Below are 22,680 nucleotides of genomic sequence, written 5' to 3' on the forward strand. Positions count from 1 at the left end.
ATTCTAGGGTTAAATCATGTCTTCTTGTGTCACATTATTGTTTTTTTAAAGCAAAAAATGTGGTTATTTGAAAAAGGTGAAGGATATGGCTCTAGTCTTCGACAAACGCTTAATTCTTTTTTGCTACGCCTTTTCCATAATTCCGGCGGCAAATGCAGCGTCCACCAGCGGGACATTTCAGGTACTAATGACGATACAAAAAGCGTGTACCGTCACTGCGGGGTCGGCTTCAAATATTACTCTCGGTCCCGTGAATACCACTGCGACAAATACCAGCGCAAGCAACACAATTTCAATTAATTGCTCAAAAACCACCCCCTACTTTATTGGCCTGGCACCCTCAGCGGCCAACGGCGGGACACCCACGGGGTCCGGCGCCATGTCCTCTGTCGCAAATGCAGCAAACAATACCGATAAAGTGCCTTACCAGCTGAACCAAACATCAGCAACAGGACCAGTCTGGGGGAATACGGCCACCGCCACCACGGTAGGAAATGGCGTTGCATCCCAGGGAACTGGACTTCTGCAGAGTTTTACCGTTTATGCCACCGCGCCAAGCGCGAACTTCACACCTGACGACTATGCCGACACCGTAACGGTAAACGTTAACTACTAAATTCAGGAACACAGATGACAGTAAAACTGCCTGTACCGCAGTATGCCTGCGCATGCCTGTTAGGCGCGGCTGTGAGCGTAAATCCGGCGACAGCCAGCGGATTGCAGGTTGCCCCAGTCACATTAACGCTGCAAGCATCGCAAAATGCCGATGGGATCTGGTTAAGCAATGCCGGAGAGAACGTGCTGAATGCCCAGGTTCGGGTCTTTCGCTGGAGCCAAAGCGCTTACGGCGACAAGCTGTCTCCCTCTCAGGGACTGGTTATCAGCCCGCCGATGCTGGCGCTAGCCCCTGGTGAACGCCAGCTGATTCGTGTTATTCGCACCGGCCCGCCCTCGACACATACCGAAGATGCATATCGGTTATCAATTGACGAATTACCGCCAGCAAAGTTACAAAAAAATAAACTTCAGTTTGTGCTGCATTATTCCGTACCTGTGTTTATTCAACCCACGGCGCAGGCTGAAACTCAGGCCAAATTGCAATGGAAATTACAGCAACTTGACGGCAAAAAATTTCTTGAAGTCAGTAATCAGGGAAATGGTCATGCACAATTATCAGCGGCAACCTTTATAAACCATAATGGCGCGAAAAAGGTCATTACGCCGGGGCTATTAGGCTACGTTCTTCCGGGCTCAACAATGCGGTGGATATTATCCCCGTCCGCCAGTGATACCCATTATGGCGGTAAAGTTGAAGTAACAATTAATGGCCAAAAAACAGTACAAGATCTCTAAGAGATCCTGGTTTCTGGTGAAATGTTGCTTACTCAATGGAGCATTATTATCTGGAATGGTTTCAGCTCACACGGACAATAATAACCAGACAAACAGTGGAATTATTGGTGACGCAACACCTCTTGCGGGCATCGATTTATATCTCGACGTGACCCTGAATGGAAACCCTGTCGGATTGGTTCATTTTGGCTATCAGAATGAAAAACTCTATGCTGGCGCAAATACCCTACGCCAGTTGGGCTTTCGCTTACCGCAAAATACGGCAGCCACCGTCAGCCTGAACGATATTGCCCAACTGAGCCTTGACTACAACGTCGAACAACAAACTCTGGCGCTTACTGTGCCGCTCAGTTCCCTTGATCTTGTCACCACGCAGGTGAACCCGACCGGCGAAGCGACACCAATAGCATCAAATTCACGTGGGGCGCTACTCAATTACGATGTCTATGCTCAGCAGGGAGATGAAACCAGCACCAACACATTTAGCGAGTTGCGCGCGTTTAATAGCCTGGGGGTGTTAAGCACAACCCAACTGACTCAATATTCCACCGCGCCCAACGCAGATAATGCCTTCTACCGCATGGACACCCGTTGGCGCACGTCATTTCCGGATAATATGGTGGCGATAAACGTTGGCGATACCCTAACAAGCTCGCTCACCTGGTCCCGACCGACCCGCATTGGCGGCATCCAGATAGGAACCGATTTTGGTTTACAGCCGTATATGCCAACCACCCCGCTTCCCTCCTATCTTGGTTCTGCCACGCTTCCTTCAAACGTTGAGTTGTACGTCAATGGGGTTAAGTACTACAACGGGGAGGTTCCGGCCGGGAGTTTTCAAATCAACACCATGCCGAATATCAGTGGCGCAGGGACCGGTCAGGTGATGATGACCGACGCGCTGGGCAGAACGACAGTACAAAATTTCGCGTTCTACAACGATCAGCAACTGCTGCGCGAAGGGCTAACAGCCTGGTCAGCGGAATTAGGCGCAGTAAGAGAGAATTACGGTTACGCCTCATTTGATTATGCCAGCGCCCCTGTGTTTAGCGGGACCTGGCGTCGGGGATTCAGTAATACCTTTACTGCAGGTACGCACGCGGAAACCAGCGATGGGCTGATCAACGCAGGTTTCAGCAATGACTGGGTTCCCGGCCCACGCAGCGGCACAGTATCCACCGCATTGGCCGCCAGTACGGACGCAGGGAAAAGCGGATTTTTGTACAGTGTGGGTTACCGTTGGTCAGGTGAACAGTTTAATTTCAGCACCAGCACAACGGCGACGTCGGGTGACTACCGTGATGTCGCAACCCACTATGGTGAGCCGCCGCCCTCGCTGAGCAGCAATACGGTGATAGGTTATGCAATGCCGTCTGCCGGCAATGTCAGCCTGAGCTACCTGCAGTTTCGCTATCCGCACGATAGCGCGGTGCGCTACGCCAACGCCAGTTGGTTCAAATCCGTCACCGATAACGTTTCACTCAATGCCGGCTTTAACCAGAATATTGACGACACCCGCGATCGCAGCGTTTACCTGATGGTGACGGTCACCACCAGCGGTAATCTGAGCGCCAGCAGTACCGTACAACGTACCAATAATGAAACCGGCTACCAGATCAATGCCAGCCAAACGCCACCGGGTGACGGCGGCTGGGGATGGAACGTCGCTGCCAGCCAGCAAGCCTCCCGGCAAAGCGGCCAGGGGGAAGTCGGGTATTTGGGCCGTTTCGGAAAAGCCTACACCGGATTTAGCCGCCTGCCCGACAACCACTACGGTTATGCGGGCGCGACCGGCTCCCTGGTTGCGATGGGGGGAGGTTTGTTCGCGGCTCGGGAAATCAACAATGGTTTTGCCGTCGTATCTACAGACGGCATTCCGGACGTACCCGTCAAGCTGCAAAATAACCTTGTCGGTCGCAGCGACGAGCAGGGTCTGCTGCTGGTCACGTCACTCAACAGCTATCAAAACAATCAAATCAGTATTGACCCCATGGATCTCCCCGCCAATACGAGGATCGCCCGCGTTGAAGCCAATGCAACGCCGGCGGATCGCTCCGGAACCCTGGTCAGTTTTGCTATCACTTCCGTACGCGCCGCGCAGGTTACTCTCGTTAATGAACAGGGTAAGGCCATTTCCGAGGGCAGCATGGCATCTATCACTAACGGCACGGGCCAGTCATCCGTGGTTGGATTCGATGGTATGGCCTGGTTCGACACCCTGGAACAGCACAACAGATTACGCGTTGACACCGATACCGGTAGCTGTAACGCACAATTCGATTATCCCGCCAATGCAAAGGGGATCGTACAAATAGGCCCGCTGGAATGTCGGTCACAATAGCAGGAGTTCATTCATGAGATTAAGACAGTTGCTGTTTATCGCAGCACTCCTCGCCTGTCCAGGGATAAGCCATGCGGTAACCTGCTCCGTAAGTAACGTCCAACCCATCAGTTTTGGTACAGTGGACCCGTTGTCATCATCAGGTGCAACGACCTCAATGACCTTTACCTGGACTTGTGCAAAAGAAGTGACCGACGTACTGGCGGGGATTAACCTCTGTTTTAATATTGGCGCATCGGCCGTCAGCGGTCAGGTGGCAACACGGAATATGTCGTTAAGCGGAACACCTGCCAGAACGTTGAGCTACCAGCTATATCAGGACGCCGGGCACAGTAAAATCTGGGGGAGTCAGTATCAGAGCGGAACCTCAGTTCCCATGGTACAACTTAACTTGCTCAATTTGCTCCCGGTGACCGGTTCACTGACCGTATCCGCTCAGCTCGTCACTCCGCAAACCTCTGCAGTCCCCGGAAGCTATCAGGACAGCTATACGGCAGCCACGGCGCTTATCACCCTCAACCCTGGATTAGTTATTCCGCCCACCACGTGTGGTGATACCGTTGCCGCCAGACTCCCCTTCACCGTATCAGCCACTGTCAGCAAACAGTGCAATATCACCTCGGCCACTAACATTAGTTTCTCCCCGGTGAAGGCAACTCAGCGCAATGCGACAGCATCAAATACCATCGGGGTGGCATGCACCAATAACACCCCTTATACCATTGGACTACAACCCTCCAACGGCAATACGGCAGGCAGCGGTGTGATGAGCGGAACGGGGGCAAACAGCGATAAAGTCCCTTATCAGCTCAGCTCAACGCCAGGGCCTTCCGGTACCGTGTGGGGCAACACCTCGCTCAATACCGTTACAGGCACTGGCACCGGCTCAGCTACGCCATATTCGGTGTATGCCACCGTTCCCAGCGCGAACTACACGCCCGACAACTATGCGGACACCGTCACTATCTCAGTGACCTACTGACGCGCCGCTAAAATGCAATCAAGAAAACACAAATAATTATCATATTGTTTACTTTTAGAGGTACATCATAAATCTGACAAATAGTCATTCTCATGCACCATGCATATTAAATGTCTGAATCGCGACTTGATCGCAAACATTCGCAAAATCAATAGATAATTATTCACTTAACGCTTAATTCACGCGTTTTTATTATGGCTATTAAGGGGCTGGAGGGCAGGCCGTTTCTTGAAAAAAATGTTAAATTTAAGTTTATATGGTGAGATCCACTGTATACCACGGCCAAATTAAGAACATATTACTTTTATAACTAAGGTTTATCATGGATAAGTTATCTTACGCTTCAGATAGCAGCACATCTGCCTGGAATACCTACCTGCAACAAATCGAGCGTGTGGCCCCTTACCTGGGCGAACTTTCCCATTGGGTGGATACCCTGCGCCACCCGAAACGCGCGCTAATTGTCGATATTCCGGTGCAGATGGATGACGGCACTATTCGCCATTTCGAAGGATATCGTGTACAGCACAACCTCTCCCGCGGCCCGGGAAAAGGCGGTGTGCGTTATCATCCTGATGTTGATCTTAATGAAGTGATGGCCCTTTCCGCCTGGATGACCATCAAATGTGCCGCACTGAACCTGCCGTACGGCGGTGCCAAAGGTGGCGTTCGCGTCGACCCATTCTCGCTGTCTGAAGGTGAACTGGAGCGTTTGACCCGCCGCTATACCAGCGAAATCGGCATTATCATTGGGCCGCAAAAAGATATTCCTGCGCCGGATGTCGGCACCAACGGCAAAGTGATGGCATGGATGATGGATACCTACTCCATGAACCACGGCACCACCGTAACCAGCGTGGTCACCGGTAAACCTATCCACCTTGGCGGTTCGTTGGGTCGTGATAAAGCAACGGGTCGTGGCGTGTTCGTCAGCGGTCTGGAAGTGGCTCGTCGTGCCAACATCGACGTCGAAGGCGCACGCGTAGCGGTACAAGGCTTTGGTAATGTCGGCAGTGAAGCGGCTCGCCTGTTCGCCAGTGCTGGCGCACGCGTCGTTGCCATTCAGGATCACACTGCCACCCTGTTTAACACCACCGGGATCGACATGACCGCGTTGACCGCCTGGCAGTTGGAGCACAAACAGATTGCCGGTTTCCCGGGGGCGGAAACGATCGCCAGCGAAGCCTTCTGGAGCGTGGAGATGGATATCCTGATCCCTGCCGCGCTGGAAGGACAGATTACCCGTCAGCGTGCAGAAATACTGACCTGCAAACTGGTGCTTGAGGGCGCTAACGGCCCAACTTACCCGGATGCCGATGATATGCTGGCAAGCCGCGGTATCATCGTGGTACCTGACGTCGTATGTAACGCAGGCGGCGTCACCGTCAGCTACTTCGAATGGGTTCAGGACATGGCCAGCTTCTTCTGGAGCGAAGAAGAGATCAACAATCGCATGGATAAAATCATGACCGATGCGATGGTTCATGTGTGGGAGAAAGCGGCGGAGAAATCCTGCCCATTGCGCACTGCCGCCTATATTGTGGCCTGCGAGCGTATCCTGCTGGCACGTAAAGACCGTGGTATTTATCCGGGATAATACGAAGGCCGATACGCCAACGTTTTTGACCGACGATAAACGCCAGTCGTGAGTTACGCCAATAATGCGGCATTATTTGTGGCATTATTGGCGCATAGTCGCCTGATTCATCCGCCCCGCTTTCTGCGTTTTACTTACCCAATATCTGCGCATTTTGTTAGCCAATAAACATTAAATCCCAGAGCAGCAACCATAATTTGCGTTAAGAACGCGTGACAACGCATTATTGATTGCAATGTCTACTACCAATATTACGCCCCGCATATATATTGACGAACTGATTAAAAATCCCGAATAATCGTCGAATTATGGCATTCTGGCTGCAGGGAAAGTTGCCTGACACAGTGCGATTAGATCGGGCCGGGAAAACTCAGCGAATAACCACGTGAGAATATAATGGTCGATCATTCATCTGCTTCTGAGCACAACGATTTTACTCGTTGCCTGTCTCTTTTCGACAGCGCATTTCCACAAATCTTATCCCTGCTGGGTATGCCAGCCCCCACGCAGCTCTCGCCTGATACGTTTTATAATTTACTTGATAAAGCCCGAGAGAAATTGGGCAACTGGAACAGCGTAGCGGCCCGGTTTAACTATAACGAGCAGGAAATGGCGAGCTTTCTTGCGGCACTTAGAACCTTGAAAAAATGGCTCGTCAGAAATACAGATGGCCAGCCTGCGGACAGAAATCTGACCATTGCCGCGTTGCGTCTTTTGTGGCAGCTCGAATATTTGCGAGAAAAACAACCTCAATTAACTTATTCAACGACGCTGCATAACGAAGGCGAAGAAAAGCAGTTACGTAGTTTGCAGCAGGTACGGGCATTAGAGTTGACCATTCGTAGTTTAATTAATGAAGCGTACAATAACCAACAAGCCCTACTTGAGCACCTAAACAAATTATTTGGTCAGGAACGTGTGAAAAAATGGCTGAACGTTGCCGATCGTGATGACGTATTGAGTGGGACCCTTTTCAGTGAACTCGCCTCACTGTTTATTGATAAAAACGAATATCCCATCCACTATTCTCCGCTTTATCAATATACCCCGTTGCTCAGCTTTGTTAACGATAAACGTACAACACTGAACACCTTTCTTGACGATATTCGCGTAATTCGCAACCGTCTTGCACATCATAAGCGGGTAACCTCCGTCCAAACAACATTGGTGAATTACTATTACCGAGAAATTACTGAGCCGGTACAGGAGGCCTTCGATGAAGGTCGGGTAAAAGTTAACCCTGATCGCTTTTTTGATGACAGCAATGCTGAGGTTGCTCGCTATTTCGAACGGACCAGCCAAAAGATTGAAGATCTCGGCGGCGACGTTCAGGAAATAAAAGATAATCTGGTGGCTCAGGCTCAAGATCTTGAGGTAATCAAAACGCGTACGGACATCATTCGCAAGTATGTAGTCTGGGTGCTGGGCGGTATCGCCGTCCTTATTGTTGGCTCGGTGCTGACTTTCGGAACTTCAACCAAGACGCTGGTGAATACGGAGTCCATCCGTAGCGATCTCGGGGAAGTGGGTAAAACGGTTGCCGGTGCGAAAAAAGAAACCAGTAACGATCCGCGTAAAGAACTGGCGAATATTGGCATTGCCTGGGATGAAAAAAATCTTCGCGCCGCTATCGACCGCGGTGATACCCAGGTTGTCAATCTGTTTCTTGCCGGAGGCATGCGCTGGAAACTGTATTATGCCGAAGCCGCATTACAGGAAGATCGCCAGGAAACGTTGAATGTCCTATTACAATCAGCATCGTTGATGGATGAAAAAAACGGCTGCCTCAGAATGGCCGGTAAATTACGTCAGCAAGCGGACCACAATGGCACGCTGACCCCCATACAGATTCGTTATTTAAAAACATTCTGTTCTTCTGCCAGGGATGTTCAGGGTATTAAAGCGGAACTCGACAGAGCGCTTAATTTTGAGAAAGCCCAGAAGAAAGCTTACGATGAAGAAATGGCCAAAAATGAACCTGCGGGTCGCTGTGAACGCCGTTTGATGGCCGATAATGCGCGTGACTTACTGGCTGACGCGGCGCAGTTTTCACTGCAAAGACCTACCACCTATTCACTCCACGATGTGTTATTGAAAGAACTGAATACGCGTCTGATGTTCGGCACGCTCAACGGGGCAGAGTTAAACAGCCTGGTTAAGAACTACTGCGTAAAACAAGAAAATCATGAACCCAATATTGCGATTGGCGATAACTGGAGTCGCTCACAACGGGTCATTTATAACGTAGTCAAATAATGAGCGATACACCAACACATTCATCGACAGAGAATTATATGTTCGCATTCAACAATGCATGGCCGCAGTTTACTTTCGAGTTCAATCCGTCACAGCGTGATGCACCGGCAGGCAGCCTGCTGATCGGATTGGGCGACGGCAATGATACGGAAAGCCATAAGGGTGTCGCGCTCAATAACAAAGGATACCGTGCAGGTCACTACAATTCGGTGAGTGAACTGGTGGCAAATGCTGACGATCGTCAATGGACTATATGGCGCAGCAAACTCTCAAGTGTCCAGGGAATACAACGAATCGTTATTGAAGATTTCTCTCTGGATACCTGTTTTACGCTATTGCTGTTTTTGAACCATCTCGATGCCGCTGGTTCGCTGTCGCTATCAACACATCCGTGGCTGGAATACGTCACCGCATGGGAAAGCGGTATTTACCTGGATGGTGATGATACGACGCGTTCTGCTGCGTGCTTGTTATCCGCACTCGCGCATAGCAGCCTGTGCGAGCAATCCCTGGATGATACTGCCGTTGTTCGTCACAACATGTTGGCCTGCCTGCGCCTGTTGAGCGATATGATAATAGCCAACCCCGACCCCACCGCAGGCATTATGCCCATGCACACGCAATGTTATGCAAGTGCGGTCGCAAGTTTGGCGTATGAGCAACAGATTTACCAACACGTTATCAAGCGCTCGGTGACCTGCCAACTCCTGCTGGACCTCGGCACAGGCCGGCGGCAAACGGTGGTTGATGCACTGTTTATCACCGAAACGCTCCCTTCCGGGATGCTGAAAATTCTCGCGCGCTGCGACAAAGAACGCAGTTGGACGCACAATGGATTTGGGTTACTGGCCATTTATCGCCCGCAAGAAGTGGGCACGGGCAATGATATCGTTATTTCACTCAACCCCATTCAGGGGACGCGCCTTGATGCCCTGTGGTCCGCTCTGGAACAACGTGAAGATGCGGCCTGGCAAGGGTTACGCCCGCACGATACGCCGCGTTTTCTCGAAAGTTATCGCCTGGCCGGAAGCGATAAATTAATCCCTGGAGCACCGAACCAACCCTGGTACGACGATCAAGGCAGAATGACGCTCATTGCGGCACCGAAGCAGCTTGCGCCCGGAGAGCCCGGCTCGAAACTGACCTGGCAACAAGACGTTTTGCCCGCAATCTGGGAAAATTATTTTACCCGTTACCTTGATAACGCCATTGTGCCAATAGCTTTACCCGAACTTGATTGCCGCACAAAGGGTAAATGTATTCGTGTCTATCAGCATCGTATCCCGGAGGGCGGTGATATTACGATAGTGCCGCTGATGCGTATGATCGACACCCCCACCTTCCATGCCTGGCTGGCAGCACAGAGCGATAGCACGCGCGTCGTCCGTAGCCCTGCGGATCTGCCCCCCGCCAGCGAGTACTGCAGCCAGTGGTACAGCAATATTCTGGTCGTCGCTCACCGTCATGGCGTCACGTTCTTCTGTCGCGAAGAAGAGGATAAACATCTGGCGATACTGATTAAAGCGGCCAGTTCAGTCGCGGATGTCAGCCATGAGTATGAAAATTTTCTGGCGAACTCTGGCCAACAGATTGAGCAGTGGCTCAAGGATCTGCTCGAATCGCAGCAAATGCACAACCGAAAGGGCAAAATTCGTCGTCTATCTGACTGGTCCGAAATGATGCTGGAAACCAAGGCCCGGGCGCTAAAAGCCATGAATAAAGGTGCTTTGGTCGGCAATGATGCCCTACATAACCAACTGAGTGACGATCTCTCACGGCAGTGGGGATTGTCTGAACAACGCCAGGAGCTCATGGCGCAGATAGAGCAATTGGATCAGCTCATGCGCCAGGCGATTAGTCAGCGTCAGGAAAAACGTCAACGCATATACGGCGCACTGTTTTCCGCTTTAGCACTCGGCGCAGCGGCTAACCATATTTGGGAACCGATTAAAGAGATAAAAACAACAAACCTTTATGAATGGCAACTCATGCTATTCAAAGAGCAGCCAGCCCCGGCAATCGACACGTTACAGGCGATTGCTGCAGATGCCGCACGATATGAAGTCTATACCCTGGCTATTCTGCTCATTTTTGGTTTCATTGGTTTTATCTTGTTCTGGTTTTTCGATTTTAATGGCAAGGAGGAGTAAGAAATAACGTTTTATTCACGATGCCGTCAGCATAAACCTTGCCGCATCTCTCACTTCCGCTGTTTTATGCACCAATACGTTTCAATACGGAACATTACCAGATGCTAATGTTCCGTATTGAAACGCCAATCACATCAATTTTCTTTTGACTACCCGTGTGCAAAATTACCTTATCGGCAGCGAGAGGTCGCCGTGGCGCTGTACAAACCGATACCCTACATCAGATGTCTGCCTGATATGTGCAGCCATCTCAGGACTGTCTGCGGAGCATAAACAATGAAAAAATTGATCAACCGTGTTGAAGACGTACTGAACGAACAACTCGCCGGGCTGGCAAAAGCCTACCCTTCTCTGGCACTGCATCAGGACCCGGTGTATGTCACTCGCGCGGATGCGCCAGTGATGGGCAAAGTGGCGCTGCTTTCCGGTGGGGGTAGCGGCCATGAGCCAATGCACTGCGGCTACATTGGCCAGGGTATGCTCTCCGGCGCCTGTCCAGGTGAAATTTTCACCTCGCCAACGCCGGATAAAATGTTTGAATGTGCCATGCAAATTGACGGCGGCGAAGGCGTACTGCTGATAATCAAAAATTACACCGGCGACATTCTTAACTTCGAAACGGCAACCGAGTTGTTGCATGAAAGCGGCGTCAAAGTCACCACGATGGTCGTGGATGATGACGTGGCGGTGAAAGACAGTCTGTACACCGCCGGTCGTCGCGGTGTGGCAAATACGGTATTGATTGAAAAACTGGTCGGTGCGGCCGCAGAACGTGGAGACTCACTGGATGCCTGCGCAGCGCTGGGACGCCAGTTGAACAACCAGGGTCATTCCATCGGGATTGCCATTGGCGCCTGTACCGTGCCGGCGGCCGGTCAACCGTCATTCACTCTACAGGACAACGAAATGGAGTTTGGCGTCGGTATCCACGGCGAACCCGGCATTGACCGCCGTCCATTCTCTTCGCTTGATCAAACTGTGGATGAAATGTTTGACACCCTGCTGGAAAACGGCAACTACAGTCGTACGCTGCGTCACTGGGATCACCTTCAGGGCGCATGGCAGGAAGGGAAAGAAAGCAAACGCGCGCTACAAAGCGGCGATCGCGTGATTGCGCTGGTCAATAATCTCGGTGCGACACCACTGTCTGAACTCTTCGGCGTGTATAACCGCCTTGAAAGCCGTTGCCAGGATGTCGGTATTGTCATCGAGCGTAACCTGATTGGCTCTTACTGCACCTCTCTGGACATGACCGGTTTCTCAATCACCCTGCTACAAGTGGATGACGAAACGCTGAGCTTATGGGATGCACCGGTTCACACCCCTGCACTCAACTGGGGTAAATAAGGAGATTCATGATGTCCCTCACCAGAACACAAATTGTTAACTGGCTCTATCGCTGCGGCGAAATATTCACCACCGAAAGCGATTTTCTTACCGGCCTTGACCGGGAAATCGGCGATGCAGACCACGGTCTGAATATGCACCGCGGCTTCAGTAAAGTGGTCGAAAAGCTCCCGTCTATTGCGGATAAAGACATCGGTTTTATTCTGAAAAATACCGGGATGGTGCTGCTCTCAAGCGTCGGTGGCGCCAGCGGCCCGCTGTTCGGCACCTTTTTCATCCGCGCCGCGCAGGTCACTCAGGCCCATCAAAGCCTGACGGTTGACGAGTTGTATCAGATGATGCGTGATGGCGCGGAAGGTGTCATTAGCCGCGGAAAAGCCGAACCGGGTGACAAAACCATGTGCGACGTTTGGATACCCGTCGTCGAATCTTTGCGCCAGTCCAGCGAGCAAAAGCTGAGCGTACAGGCCGCTCTGGAGGCGGCAAGCGTCCAGGCAGAAACCGCGGCGCAAAGTACCATCACCATGCAGGCGCGCAAAGGCCGTGCCAGCTACCTTGGTGAGCGCAGCATTGGGCATCAGGACCCCGGCGCAACGTCCGTTATGTTTATGATGCAAATGCTGGCGCAGGCTTCCAGAGAGTAAGGATAAAACGATGGTAAACCTGGTTATTGTGTCTCACAGCGCCCAGCTGGGCGAAGGCGTCGGTGCGTTAGCCCGACAGATGTTAATGGGTGATGGTTGTAAACTCGCTATTGCCGCAGGCATTGACGATCCTGAGAACCCCATTGGCACCGACCCCATCAAAGTGATGGAGGCCATTGAGTCAGTGGCAGACACGGATCACGTGCTGGTGATGATGGATATTGGCAGCGCGCTACTGAGTGCGGAAACCGCGTTGGATCTGCTCGACCCGGCGATCGCCGCCAAGGTGCGTCTGTGCGCTGCCCCGCTGGTTGAAGGTACGCTGGCGGCGACCGTCAGTGCTGCGGCGGGCGCGGATATCGATCGGGTCATCAATGATGCCATGAATGCCCTCGACGCCAAGCGTGAGCAACTGGGTTTACCTTCGTCGTCTGTCGCGAAGACCGCACCAACTGAATTGTCACCCGACGCGGATGCCCGTTCGGTTGCCGTGACCGTAAAAAACCCCAACGGTATACATGTTCGCCCGGCATCACGGCTGGTCTCCACGTTGTCTGGCTTTAATGCCGACATGTGGCTGGAAAAAAACGGCAAGTGCGTCGTTCCTGACAGTCTGAATCAGATAGCGCTGCTGCAGGTGCGCTGTAATGACACGCTGCGCCTGATTGCCAAAGGTGAACAGGCAGACGCGGCGCTGGCTGCGTTTAAACAGCTGGCGGCTGAGAATTTTGGCGAGTCCGTCGCAGAAGCACGCGCTGCAAGCGTCGCAGTACCGGTGCCAGCGCTGGCAACGGGTACGGCCTTTTGCTATACGCCGTTCTCACCGGAAGTCACCCATCGCCCCGCCGCGGATGCGCAGGACGAGCAGCAGCGGCTAAAAGCGGCCATTCAACGCACACTCGACGACCTGAGTGATTTAACCGCGCTGGCAGAGGAGAAATATTCCGCTGATATCGCCGCCATTTTCTCTGGTCATCACACGCTGCTCGACGATCCTGAGCTTTTCGATATGGCCTGTGATTTGATGCGCGAAGAGCAGTGTAGCGCAGCCTACGCCTGGCATAACGTACTGAGCGATCTGAGTCAGCAGTATCTGCAACTCGACGATCCTTATTTACAGGCGCGATACATTGATATTGAGGATTTGCTGTCCCGTACGCTGCAACATTTAACCGGCGAAAGTGCACATATCCCCGCGTTTATTCGACCGACCATTCTGGTCGCCGATGTCATCTATCCGTCTACCGTGCTGCAACTCGACCCGCTCACGATCAAAGGGATCTGCCTGCGAGCCGGTAGCGAAGCCTCCCACTCGGCGATTATCGCCCGCGAGATGGGCTTGTGCTGGGTATGCCAACAAGGCGAAACCCTCGATGCTATCAAGATGGGTGACGCTCTGACTCTGGACGGTGCAGCAAATCGGGTGATCCTCGCAGTCTGATACCTACAGCCCACCCGTTATCTGTAAAAGGTGGGCTATTTCACTTCCTCCGTCAGGAAATGTCTGTTTAATCGCAAAATGGGGGGCGGATCACGCGCAACGGTCGATCCTGAACTAAGGTTTTCTCATGGTAAATGCCGCAGCTTCGGCACGCCGCTAAGGAGATTAACCAATGATAACGCCCGCCATTCGCCATCCAGGCCTGCTGTCAGTGGCGATAAAACTGACGCTCGCAAGCACCTTTTTTGCTCTGGCCTCTTTTACTACGCACGCTGAGGATTCACCTGCCGCTACGCCTTCTCCTCCTGATATTTTGCTTGGCCCATTGTTCAATGATGTACAGACAGCAAAGCTATTTCCCGATCAGAAAACCTTTGCCGACGCAGTGCCTAACAGCGATCCGCTGATGATCCTCGCTGATTATCGGATGCAGAAAAATCAGTCCGGCTTTGATTTACGCCATTTTGTGGAAGTGAATTTCACGTTGCCAAAAGAGGGTGAGAAATACGTCCCCCCGGCCGGGCAATCACTCCGCGAGCATATTGACGGACTGTGGCCGGTACTCACTCGCTCAACGACCGATGTCGAAAAATGGGACTCTCTGCTGCCGCTACCAGAACCCTATGTAGTGCCGGGCGGGCGTTTTCGTGAGATTTATTACTGGGATAGCTATTTTACCATGCTGGGGCTGGCCGAGAGCAATCGCTGGGACAAGGTCTCTGATATGGTGGCCAACTTCGCTTACGAGATTGATTCGTGGGGGCACATTCCTAACGGCAACCGAAGCTACTACCTGAGCCGTTCGCAGCCGCCGTTCTTTGCCTTTATGGTTGAACTGCTGGCGCAGCATGACGGTAACGACGCGCTGAAAAAATATCTCCCGCAGATGCAAAAAGAGTACAGCTACTGGATGGAAGGAGGCGAAGCGCTTCAGCCCGGTCAACAGCATAAACGGGTGGTCAAACTGGCTGATGGCACCCTTTTAAACCGCTACTGGGATGACCGCGATACGCCAAGACCTGAATCCTGGGTTGAAGATATTGCCACCGCGAAAAGCAACCCGAACCGCCCTGCCACTGAAATTTATCGCGACCTGCGCTCAGCCGCCGCATCCGGCTGGGACTTTAGTTCACGCTGGATGGATAACCCCAACCAGCTAAGTACCCTGCGCACCACCAGCATCGTGCCCGTCGACCTCAATGCGTTGTTATACAAGATGGAGAAAATGATCGCTCTCGCCAGCAAAGCCGCAGGTGACGATGCCAAAGCAGCGCAGTACGAGGGCTTTGCCAATGCCCGCCAAAAAGGCATTGAAACCTGGTTATGGAATGACAAAGAAGGCTGGTATGCCGACTATGATCTGAAGAGCCACAAAGTCCGTAATCAGTTAACTGCCGCCGCACTGTTCCCCTTATTTGTGAATGCGGCAGCGAAAGATCGCGCCAGCAAGGTGGCAGCAGCAACTCAGGCGCATCTGTTGCAACCTGGCGGCCTTGCCACCACGTCGGTGAAAAGCGGCCAGCAGTGGGATGCCCCCAACGGCTGGGCGCCGTTACAGTGGGTCGCTGCATCGGGATTACAGAACTATGGCCAAAATGATGTCGCCATGGATGTCACCTGGCGATTCCTCACCAATGTGCAGCACACCTACGATCGTGAGAAAAAACTGGTTGAGAAGTATGACGTGAGCAGCACAGGAACCGGCGGCGGTGGTGGCGAATACCCGCTACAGGATGGTTTCGGCTGGACTAACGGCGTAACGCTAAAAATGCTCGATCTGATATGTGCTAAAGATAAACCCTGCGACAACGTACCGGCAACGCGCCCCGCCCCCGCCAGTCACACGCCTTCCGAGGCCAAAAAGCAGACTCAACCGACGTCCTAATCTTCTCTGGTGTCTTAAGCGTCCTCTAAATCCGCGCCTGGTCGCGGATTTTTTGGTGCCATAAATCTCCATTTCAGGTGTATCCATTGCGTCTAGCCCTTATGGGGTAGCCCCTGTTTTCATCCGTGTGAAATTGATTCTGAACATGTTTTTATTCGCTGTATATGTAAATATATAGCGATTTTATCACTGTTCAGGATCAACATAATGCCACTGACAAGAAGGATGTTTGCCCAGCTCGTGGCATCTGCGCTGCTGTTACGCCATTTTCCGGCCCTTGCCCAAACGCCGCTTACCGTTGCTGTCGGTTCTCCGCCGTCACCCGATGCAATCCAGCGCGTCGTCAGTGCCGGAGCACCTGCCGATATGCTATTGCTGGCTGTCGCCCCGGAAAAACTGGTGGGATTTTCATCCTTTGATTTTTCTCACCAGGCCGCAGTGCCATTCCATCATGACATATTGGCGTTACCGAAGTTGGGAAGACTGGCAGGACGCGCCAGCACCCTGTCACTGGAGGCCTTGTTAGCGCTGAAACCCGATCTGGTGGTTGACTGCGGCAATGCTGATGAAACCTGGCTTTCTCAAGCCCGGCAGGTCAACGCGCAAACGCGCGTTCCGTGGCTGCTGATTAACGGCGAGCTCCGACAAACCCCGGCGCAACTGCAAGCCGCAGGGGCCGCGCTGGGAATGGCAACACGGGCCTCTGCACAGGCCGCACTGGCCCGTCGGTTTATTGATGACGCAGATGCGTTTTCGCACTCCCCCGCAGCAAAACTGCGCTTTTATGCCGCACGCGGTGCCAGAGGGCTGGAAACCGGTTTGCAGGGTTCACTGCATACCGAAGCACCAGAGTTACTGGGATTACACAATGTCGCGCAAATCCCGGGACGACATGGATTGACCCAGGTATCCATGGAAAATCTGTTGAACTGGCAGCCCGATATTATTCTGGTTCAGGATGCAGTCACCGCACAGTACCTGCGAGAAGATCCCGTCTGGCAAGGGGTCAAAGCCGTTGCTGAGCAACGTATTCTGTTTCTCAGCGGACTGCCGTTTGGCTGGCTGGACGCCCCGCCGGGCATCAACCGGTTGCTGGGATTGCGTCGCCTGCACGCCTGGCTTGACCCCAAAATTGAAACCCACTTTAAGACCGATATGCAGCGCTACGCAGAGTTATTCTGGCACACCTCATTAAGCGATGCACAGTTTCAGAAGCTGGTGACACGCTGATGAGAATGACAACGCTGAGTATCCTGATGATCGCAGCCATTGCCGCGTGTGTCATCGTCGCAACGGTTTCAGGTGCATACCGTCTGGATGCCCAGCAGGTGATGAACCTCATTGCTGGCCATCCAGACGTGCCGACACAGGACAAAATCGTCTTCTGGCAGATTCGCTTACCGCGCATTCTGGCTGCATTGCTGCTGGGTGCGGCACTGGCGGGCGCAGGGACCACTTATCAGGGTATGTTCCGCAACCCACTGGTGTCGCCGGATATTCTCGGCGTGGCGGCCGGGGCGGGTTTAGGGGCCTGTACCGCCATCCTGCTGGGTTTACCGATCCTGTTTATTCAACTGTATGCGTTTGTCGGCGGTCTGTTCGTGGTAGCGGGCGTGTGGCTCATTACCCAGCGGGTAAAACGCCACGATCCGGTACTCACCCTTGTACTGGTCGGCATTGCGCTGGGTACGGTGTGCGGCGCAGGGATTTCGCTCATCAAAACGCTGGCTGACCCGTATACCCAACTACCGTCGATTACCTTCTGGCTACTCGGTGGTCTGTCGACCATCACCGCCCACGACCTGTGGTTGTCCGCACCGCTGATTGTGGCCGGTTTGGTGCCGCTGTTGTTGCTACGCTGGCGCATGAATTTGCTCACCCTCTCGGATGATGAAGCCCGTTCTCTGGGCATCAACGTATCCCGGCTGCGGCTCTGGCTGATTATCTGCGCCACGCTTATCACCGCCTGTACTGTGGCGATTGCCGGAATCATTGGCTGGATTGGGCTGGTGGTGCCACACATTGGCAGACTGCTTTGTGGGAACAACCACCAACGGCTACTGCCCGTTTCGATGGGGATCGGCGCTATTTTACTGCTGCTGACAGACACCCTTGCCCGCACCCTGAGCCGCACGGAAATCCCGCTGGGTATCCTGACCGCATTTATTGGTGCCCCCTTCTTCCTGTTACTTCTGCTCCGGGGAGGCCGACAATGACGCTGCTGACCGTACAACATGCGTCTCTCGGCTACCATTCCCGGCACCCTGTCTTGCGCGATGTCTCGTTTAGCGTCGCGCCAGGGTCAATCTGTTGCCTGATTGGCGCCAATGGCAGCGGGAAAACCACCCTGATGCGTACCATTCTTGGCGTTCTTCAACCGCTTGCTGGCCAGATTACGCTTGACGGTATCGCGGTGAATCATCTCAGCGACCGTGAACGCGCCGCCGCCATCGCCTGGGTTCCTCAGGCACATGACGGTGCGTTTGCCTTCACGGCTCTGGATATGGTGATGATGGGGCTAGCCCCGCAAATGGCGGCATTTGCCGTTCCCGGCGTCAAAGAACGCGACATCGCCCTTAAACAACTGGACGTGCTGGCAATCCCTCATCTCGCGCAACGGCGCTGGAACACTCTTAGCGGTGGTGAACGCCAACTGGTGTTGATTGCCCGTGCGCTGGCGCAACGTCCACGTCTTTTACTGCTGGATGAACCCGCTTCCAGCCTCGATTTTGGTCACCAAATCCGACTGCTCGACACCCTGGTCACGCTAAAAGATTCTGGCATGGCGCTGCTGATGTCGACCCACCATCCGTTGCATGCGCGTGCCATTGCCGACAGCGTGGTGCGCGTCGAGCCAGACGGTCTGGTGTCACAGGGGGGGCCAGAACACCAACTGGCTGCTGAACGTCTTGCCACCCTGTATCGGGTCACCCCCTCACAAATAGCCCATCATCTCTTTGGCTCACACGATTAAGGAATCACGATGCTCATTGACGACATTGATTTTGCTGACCTGTACCGCAAACAGTTACTTCTGGCGAAGCGAACCGAGAAAAAACCAGAACACTGGGACAAACGCGCGGAAAAGATGGCAGAGAATTGCGCCTCATTAACCGACAGCTACCTGCTCCAGTTATTGAGCAAGATTGACCTGAAAGGCGCGGAGTCACTGTTTGATATGGGTTGCGGCCCCGGAACGGTTGCGCTGGCGCTGGCCAAAAAAATGCCGATCGTTTACGGCGTTGACTACAGCCAGGGAATGCTGAGCGTTGCCGCTCGCCGTGCCGGGCAGATGGGCGCGCGCCACGTACAGTGGGTGCAGCGCGCATGGGAAGCACACTGGGACGACCTACCCCAATGTGATATTGCCGTTGCCTCACGTTCGACGCTGGTTGCCGATATGCGCCAGGCCATGACCAAACTGAATAATCAGGCACGGCTACGGGTTTACACCACCCATCTCGTCAGTTCCTCATTTGTATCACCTACGATTCAGCGTGCGTTGGGGCGCGAGGTGATTGAGCTTCCCAACTATATCTATGCCCTGAATGTTTTGTATCAGATGGGCATTCACGCACATGTTGATTTTATCCGTGGACCCAACTGCCAGCAGGACAACAGCACCTGGGCACGTTTTCTGGAGAACGTGCGCTGGAGCATGGGGGAACTGAGCACAGACGAAATTGAGCGTCTGGAGCACTGGTACCATCAGCAGGACCCTCGCACCATCGCGCCCGCCAGTCGCGACTGGGCGCTTATCTGGTGGGACAGCGTACCGCGGGAGGCGCTGCAATGATCTACGTCTCACAGGCGCAAGTCGATGCGCTGCTGCTGGAGGATATTCAGGGCGGCGATTTAACAACCCGGGCGTTAGGTATCGGCGAACAGCCGGGGAATATGGATTTTTATCACCGCCAGGGCGGGTGCGTGAGCGGAACCGCTGTGGCCAGACAAATGCTGACATCACTGGGTTTGACCGTTACCGACCTTGTGCCCGATGGCGAACGGGCGAACACCGGACAGTTACTTCTGCGCGCGCACGGTAACGCGGCGGCGCTGCACCAGGGCTGGAAAGCGGTACAGAACGTACTGGAATGGAGCTGCGGCGTATCGCGCTATCTCGACGAGATGCTGAACGAGCTACGCCAACGCTATCCCGACGGGCAGATTGCCTGTACCCGCAAAGCCATTCCCGGCACGCGTTTGTTGGCGACCCAGGCGATCCTTGCCGCCGGAGGCATTATCCATCGCGGAGGATGCGCCGAAACCGTGCTGCTGTTTGCGAATCATCGCCGCTTTCTTGCCGATCCGCACGACTGGGCCGCAGCAATCGCGCAACTCCGCGCCCATGCGCCAGAAAAAAAGATTGTGGTCGAAGCCGATACCCCCAATGAGGCGCTGGCCGCGCTACATGCTGCGCCTGATGTGCTGCAACTCGATAAGTTTACCCCTGAGCAGGCAGCAGACATCGCTCGCCTGGCTCCTTCTCTGGCCCCCCATTGCACGCTGGCGCTGACTGGCGGCATTACCCTCGCCTCACTGGCGAGTTATCTCGACTGTGGCATCAGGCTCTTTATCACCTCCGCGCCTTACTACGCCCCACCGGCGGATATCAAAGTTAGCCTGAGCCCGGACGCACGTGGCATATAACATTTATAAATGGACTATAAATAATGAATTTCAACAAAAGTTGTCTTTACACAGCCCTGTCGTTTGCTTTCGCGCAAGGTGCTTTTGCTGGGCAGGAAAGCGAAACCATGACCGTCTGGTCTAGTCCGGCCTCCGCCGCAACCACGACAGTTCTCGGCCAGGAAACGATGCAGCAACTGGATAAACAAAACGTGGCGCAGGCGCTAAGCGTCGTTCCCGGCGTCGTGCTGCAAAAATCTGGTAACCGTAATGAGCAACAAGTGAAGGTCCGCGGTTTTGACAGCCGTCAGGTCCCGGTCTTTTTCGACGGTGTTCCGGTGTACATCCCCTACGATGGCAACCTTGATTTAGGTCGTTTTCTGACATCCGATATCGCTTCTGTCGAAGTCTCTAAAGGCTACTCATCTTTGCTACAGGGGCCGAACCAGATGGGCGGCGCTATCAACATCACGACCAAAAAGCCCACCAAGCCGATTGAGGGCTCACTGGGGTATCGTCAGGGCTGGAGCCGTAGTAAAGACAATGCCCATGATATGCACGCGTCGTTCGGTGCCAGCAACGATCTCGGCTATATCCAGCTCAGTGGTAGCCAGCTAAAACAGGATTTCCTCGGATTACCTCATGGTGTTGATAACCCGGTAGCGGGCAGCAATGGCAAGATGATTAACTCATCAGCCGATGATAAACGCGGCATCGTGAAACTGGGATTCACGCCACGCGGCGATGATGAGTATGTTCTGACCTACATTAATCAGGACGGCGAAAAAGATAACCCGCCGTATGCCGGAACCAGCAGCCAGAAATCGCGTTATTGGCAATGGCCGCAATATGATAAAGAAAGTTATTACTATCAGGGCACCACGCATTTGGGCGATCGCTTTACATTGAAAAGCCGCCTGTATCGCGACACCTTTGAAAATACGCTGATGATGTACAACTCCCTTGCCGATCTGAAAAATAAGAAAGGCAGCTACAGCCATTATTCTGACTACAGCGACGTCGCAGGTCTGCAGCTTTCCGCTGATATGCGGGAAAACGACCTGCTCTCTTTCGCCGTGAACTGGAAAGACGACGTTCATCGCGAAAAAGGGGCTCCGAATGCCGCTTATGACCGCTACGAAGATCGTACCTGGTCTGTCGCCAGTGAATATCAATGGGCTGCTGCGGATAATGTCGATGTGGTGGCAGGTATCAGCTACGACTGGCGTGACAGCGTAGAGGGGATGAAGCACGAGAAAAACGGCAGCGTTACCCATTATGATGACAACGACCAGTCCGCCTTTAACTGGCAGGTAATGACCAAATACCACTTTGAAAATTCTGACACGTTAGCGCTGTCCTACTCTGACAGAACGCGCTTCCCCACACTGAAAGAGCGCTACACCACGTCAAAACCGGCTTATAACCAGATAGCGCTGGTCAACCCGCAGCTAAAACCGGAACGCGCCCGTAGCGTCGATCTCACGTGGAACGGTTCGTTCACCCAGAACTGGGGATTCGAAGCCAGCGTGTATTACAACCGCATTACCGATGCGATTCTGTCCCACAATATTGATGCCGACACGATTCAGAACCAAAACAGTGGTCGGGTGGATTACACCGGCCTGGATGCAGGCATCAAAGGTAAGGTCTTTGACATGCTGGATGTGGGGCTGAGCTACGGTCTTATCCATGCTGACGTTAAACGCAGCGACATCGGCAAGATTACCGACCTGCCAACGCAAACCCTGACCGCCTGGATGACGCTGAAACCGTGGGACCCACTCAGCATTACGCTGTCCGAAGAAGCCCGCTCTTCAAGCTATAGCAATTCTGATGGCTCACAAAAAGCGGCCGGGTTCGCCATTACCCACCTCCGGGCAGATTACACCATCGGACATGGCTTTAGCGTTAACGCGTCGGTCAACAACCTGTTTGATACACAGTACGTCTACAGCGAAGGGTTTATCGAAGAAGGTCGCAATTACTGGGCCGGGGTTGAGTATCAGTTCTGACTTAGCGATACAGAGAAACGGCCCCGTTCAGGGTAATGCT

General features: G+C 53.3%; 17 protein-coding genes. All 17 read left to right on the forward strand.

What is annotated here, in order from left to right; translation table 11 throughout:
- Nucleotides 1-85 precede the first annotated feature (85 nt).
- On the forward strand, nucleotides 86-616 hold the full coding sequence (locus RYZ59_RS18810) for a spore coat U domain-containing protein (protein ID WP_137381665.1): 531 nt from the start codon (nucleotides 86-88) through the stop codon (nucleotides 614-616).
- A 14-nt stretch (nucleotides 617-630) separates the two neighbouring features.
- Complete coding sequence (locus tag RYZ59_RS18815) at nucleotides 631-1,353, forward strand: molecular chaperone (RefSeq protein ID WP_318050054.1); 723 nt, start codon at nucleotides 631-633, stop codon at nucleotides 1,351-1,353.
- A gap of 55 nt (nucleotides 1,354-1,408) precedes the next feature.
- Complete coding sequence (locus tag RYZ59_RS18820) at nucleotides 1,409-3,694, forward strand: fimbria/pilus outer membrane usher protein (protein WP_318050056.1); 2,286 nt, start codon at nucleotides 1,409-1,411, stop codon at nucleotides 3,692-3,694.
- 13 nt (nucleotides 3,695-3,707) lie between these two features.
- Nucleotides 3,708-4,676, forward strand: coding sequence for a spore coat protein U domain-containing protein (locus RYZ59_RS18825; protein ID WP_318050059.1), 969 nt, complete (start codon nucleotides 3,708-3,710; stop codon nucleotides 4,674-4,676).
- A 322-nt stretch (nucleotides 4,677-4,998) separates the two neighbouring features.
- On the forward strand, nucleotides 4,999-6,273 hold the full coding sequence (locus RYZ59_RS18830) for a Glu/Leu/Phe/Val dehydrogenase (RefSeq protein WP_318050061.1): 1,275 nt from the start codon (nucleotides 4,999-5,001) through the stop codon (nucleotides 6,271-6,273).
- Between the two features lie 396 nt (nucleotides 6,274-6,669).
- Nucleotides 6,670-8,529, forward strand: a complete 1,860-nt coding sequence (locus tag RYZ59_RS18835; RefSeq protein WP_318050065.1) for an STY4199 family HEPN domain-containing protein — start codon at nucleotides 6,670-6,672, stop codon at nucleotides 8,527-8,529.
- Nucleotides 8,530-8,567: 38 nt separating this feature from the next.
- Nucleotides 8,568-10,679: a hypothetical protein gene (locus RYZ59_RS18840; RefSeq protein ID WP_318050067.1), complete on the forward strand. Its 2,112-nt coding sequence runs from the start codon at nucleotides 8,568-8,570 to the stop codon at nucleotides 10,677-10,679.
- A gap of 276 nt (nucleotides 10,680-10,955) precedes the next feature.
- The gene (gene dhaK, locus RYZ59_RS18845) at nucleotides 10,956-12,026 is read left to right on the forward strand and encodes a dihydroxyacetone kinase subunit DhaK (RefSeq protein WP_318050069.1); all 1,071 of its coding nucleotides are present in this window, start codon (nucleotides 10,956-10,958) and stop codon (nucleotides 12,024-12,026) included.
- A gap of 11 nt (nucleotides 12,027-12,037) precedes the next feature.
- Nucleotides 12,038-12,670: a dihydroxyacetone kinase subunit DhaL gene (gene dhaL / locus RYZ59_RS18850; RefSeq protein WP_318050102.1), complete on the forward strand. Its 633-nt coding sequence runs from the start codon at nucleotides 12,038-12,040 to the stop codon at nucleotides 12,668-12,670.
- 10 nt (nucleotides 12,671-12,680) lie between these two features.
- Nucleotides 12,681-14,111 carry a dihydroxyacetone kinase phosphoryl donor subunit DhaM gene (gene dhaM / locus RYZ59_RS18855; RefSeq protein ID WP_318050071.1) on the forward strand — a complete coding sequence of 477 codons (1,431 nt, stop codon included), beginning with the start codon at nucleotides 12,681-12,683 and terminating at the stop codon, nucleotides 14,109-14,111.
- A 172-nt stretch (nucleotides 14,112-14,283) separates the two neighbouring features.
- Nucleotides 14,284-15,996, forward strand: a complete 1,713-nt coding sequence (locus tag RYZ59_RS18860) for an alpha,alpha-trehalase (protein ID WP_318050073.1) — start codon at nucleotides 14,284-14,286, stop codon at nucleotides 15,994-15,996.
- 207 nt (nucleotides 15,997-16,203) lie between these two features.
- Nucleotides 16,204-17,226 carry an ABC transporter substrate-binding protein gene (locus tag RYZ59_RS18865; protein WP_318050076.1) on the forward strand — a complete coding sequence of 341 codons (1,023 nt, stop codon included), beginning with the start codon at nucleotides 16,204-16,206 and terminating at the stop codon, nucleotides 17,224-17,226.
- On the forward strand, nucleotides 17,226-18,212 hold the full coding sequence (locus RYZ59_RS18870; protein ID WP_202038461.1) for a FecCD family ABC transporter permease: 987 nt from the start codon (nucleotides 17,226-17,228) through the stop codon (nucleotides 18,210-18,212). The genes RYZ59_RS18865 and RYZ59_RS18870 overlap by 1 nt, the downstream gene beginning before the upstream one ends.
- Complete coding sequence (locus RYZ59_RS18875) at nucleotides 18,209-18,970, forward strand: ABC transporter ATP-binding protein (protein ID WP_318050079.1); 762 nt, start codon at nucleotides 18,209-18,211, stop codon at nucleotides 18,968-18,970. Before RYZ59_RS18870 ends, RYZ59_RS18875 begins: the two co-directional genes overlap by 4 nt.
- Nucleotides 18,971-18,979: 9 nt before the next feature.
- Nucleotides 18,980-19,792, forward strand: a complete 813-nt coding sequence (locus RYZ59_RS18880) for a class I SAM-dependent methyltransferase (protein ID WP_318050081.1) — start codon at nucleotides 18,980-18,982, stop codon at nucleotides 19,790-19,792.
- Nucleotides 19,789-20,646, forward strand: coding sequence for a ModD protein (modD, locus tag RYZ59_RS18885; RefSeq protein ID WP_318050084.1), 858 nt, complete (start codon nucleotides 19,789-19,791; stop codon nucleotides 20,644-20,646). The genes RYZ59_RS18880 and modD overlap by 4 nt, the downstream gene beginning before the upstream one ends.
- A 23-nt stretch (nucleotides 20,647-20,669) precedes the next feature.
- Entirely contained in the window at nucleotides 20,670-22,640 is a 1,971-nt protein-coding gene (locus tag RYZ59_RS18890; RefSeq protein ID WP_318050085.1) for a TonB-dependent receptor, read from the forward strand.
- Nucleotides 22,641-22,680: the final 40 nt, after the last annotated feature.

Source organism: Citrobacter sp. HN-141, assembly GCF_033341895.1.
Classification (GTDB): Bacteria; Pseudomonadota; Gammaproteobacteria; order Enterobacterales; family Enterobacteriaceae; genus Citrobacter.

What these genes read in the sequence shown, in the direction of transcription:
- RYZ59_RS18810 (WP_137381665.1), top strand. Translation starts at nt 86, where the DNA reads ATGGCTCTAGTCTTCGACAAACGCTTAATTCTTTTTTGCTACGCCTTT.
- RYZ59_RS18815 (WP_318050054.1), top strand. Translation starts at nt 631, where the DNA reads ATGACAGTAAAACTGCCTGTACCGCAGTATGCCTGCGCATGCCTGTTA.
- RYZ59_RS18820 (WP_318050056.1), top strand. Translation starts at nt 1,409, where the DNA reads ATGGTTTCAGCTCACACGGACAATAATAACCAGACAAACAGTGGAATT.
- RYZ59_RS18825 (WP_318050059.1), top strand. Translation starts at nt 3,708, where the DNA reads ATGAGATTAAGACAGTTGCTGTTTATCGCAGCACTCCTCGCCTGTCCA.
- RYZ59_RS18830 (WP_318050061.1), top strand. Translation starts at nt 4,999, where the DNA reads ATGGATAAGTTATCTTACGCTTCAGATAGCAGCACATCTGCCTGGAAT.
- RYZ59_RS18835 (WP_318050065.1), top strand. Translation starts at nt 6,670, where the DNA reads ATGGTCGATCATTCATCTGCTTCTGAGCACAACGATTTTACTCGTTGC.
- RYZ59_RS18840 (WP_318050067.1), top strand. Translation starts at nt 8,568, where the DNA reads ATGTTCGCATTCAACAATGCATGGCCGCAGTTTACTTTCGAGTTCAAT.
- dhaK (WP_318050069.1), top strand. Translation starts at nt 10,956, where the DNA reads ATGAAAAAATTGATCAACCGTGTTGAAGACGTACTGAACGAACAACTC.
- dhaL (WP_318050102.1), top strand. Translation starts at nt 12,038, where the DNA reads ATGTCCCTCACCAGAACACAAATTGTTAACTGGCTCTATCGCTGCGGC.
- dhaM (WP_318050071.1), top strand. Translation starts at nt 12,681, where the DNA reads ATGGTAAACCTGGTTATTGTGTCTCACAGCGCCCAGCTGGGCGAAGGC.
- RYZ59_RS18860 (WP_318050073.1), top strand. Translation starts at nt 14,284, where the DNA reads ATGATAACGCCCGCCATTCGCCATCCAGGCCTGCTGTCAGTGGCGATA.
- RYZ59_RS18865 (WP_318050076.1), top strand. Translation starts at nt 16,204, where the DNA reads ATGCCACTGACAAGAAGGATGTTTGCCCAGCTCGTGGCATCTGCGCTG.
- RYZ59_RS18870 (WP_202038461.1), top strand. Translation starts at nt 17,226, where the DNA reads ATGAGAATGACAACGCTGAGTATCCTGATGATCGCAGCCATTGCCGCG.
- RYZ59_RS18875 (WP_318050079.1), top strand. Translation starts at nt 18,209, where the DNA reads ATGACGCTGCTGACCGTACAACATGCGTCTCTCGGCTACCATTCCCGG.
- RYZ59_RS18880 (WP_318050081.1), top strand. Translation starts at nt 18,980, where the DNA reads ATGCTCATTGACGACATTGATTTTGCTGACCTGTACCGCAAACAGTTA.
- modD (WP_318050084.1), top strand. Translation starts at nt 19,789, where the DNA reads ATGATCTACGTCTCACAGGCGCAAGTCGATGCGCTGCTGCTGGAGGAT.
- RYZ59_RS18890 (WP_318050085.1), top strand. Translation starts at nt 20,670, where the DNA reads ATGAATTTCAACAAAAGTTGTCTTTACACAGCCCTGTCGTTTGCTTTC.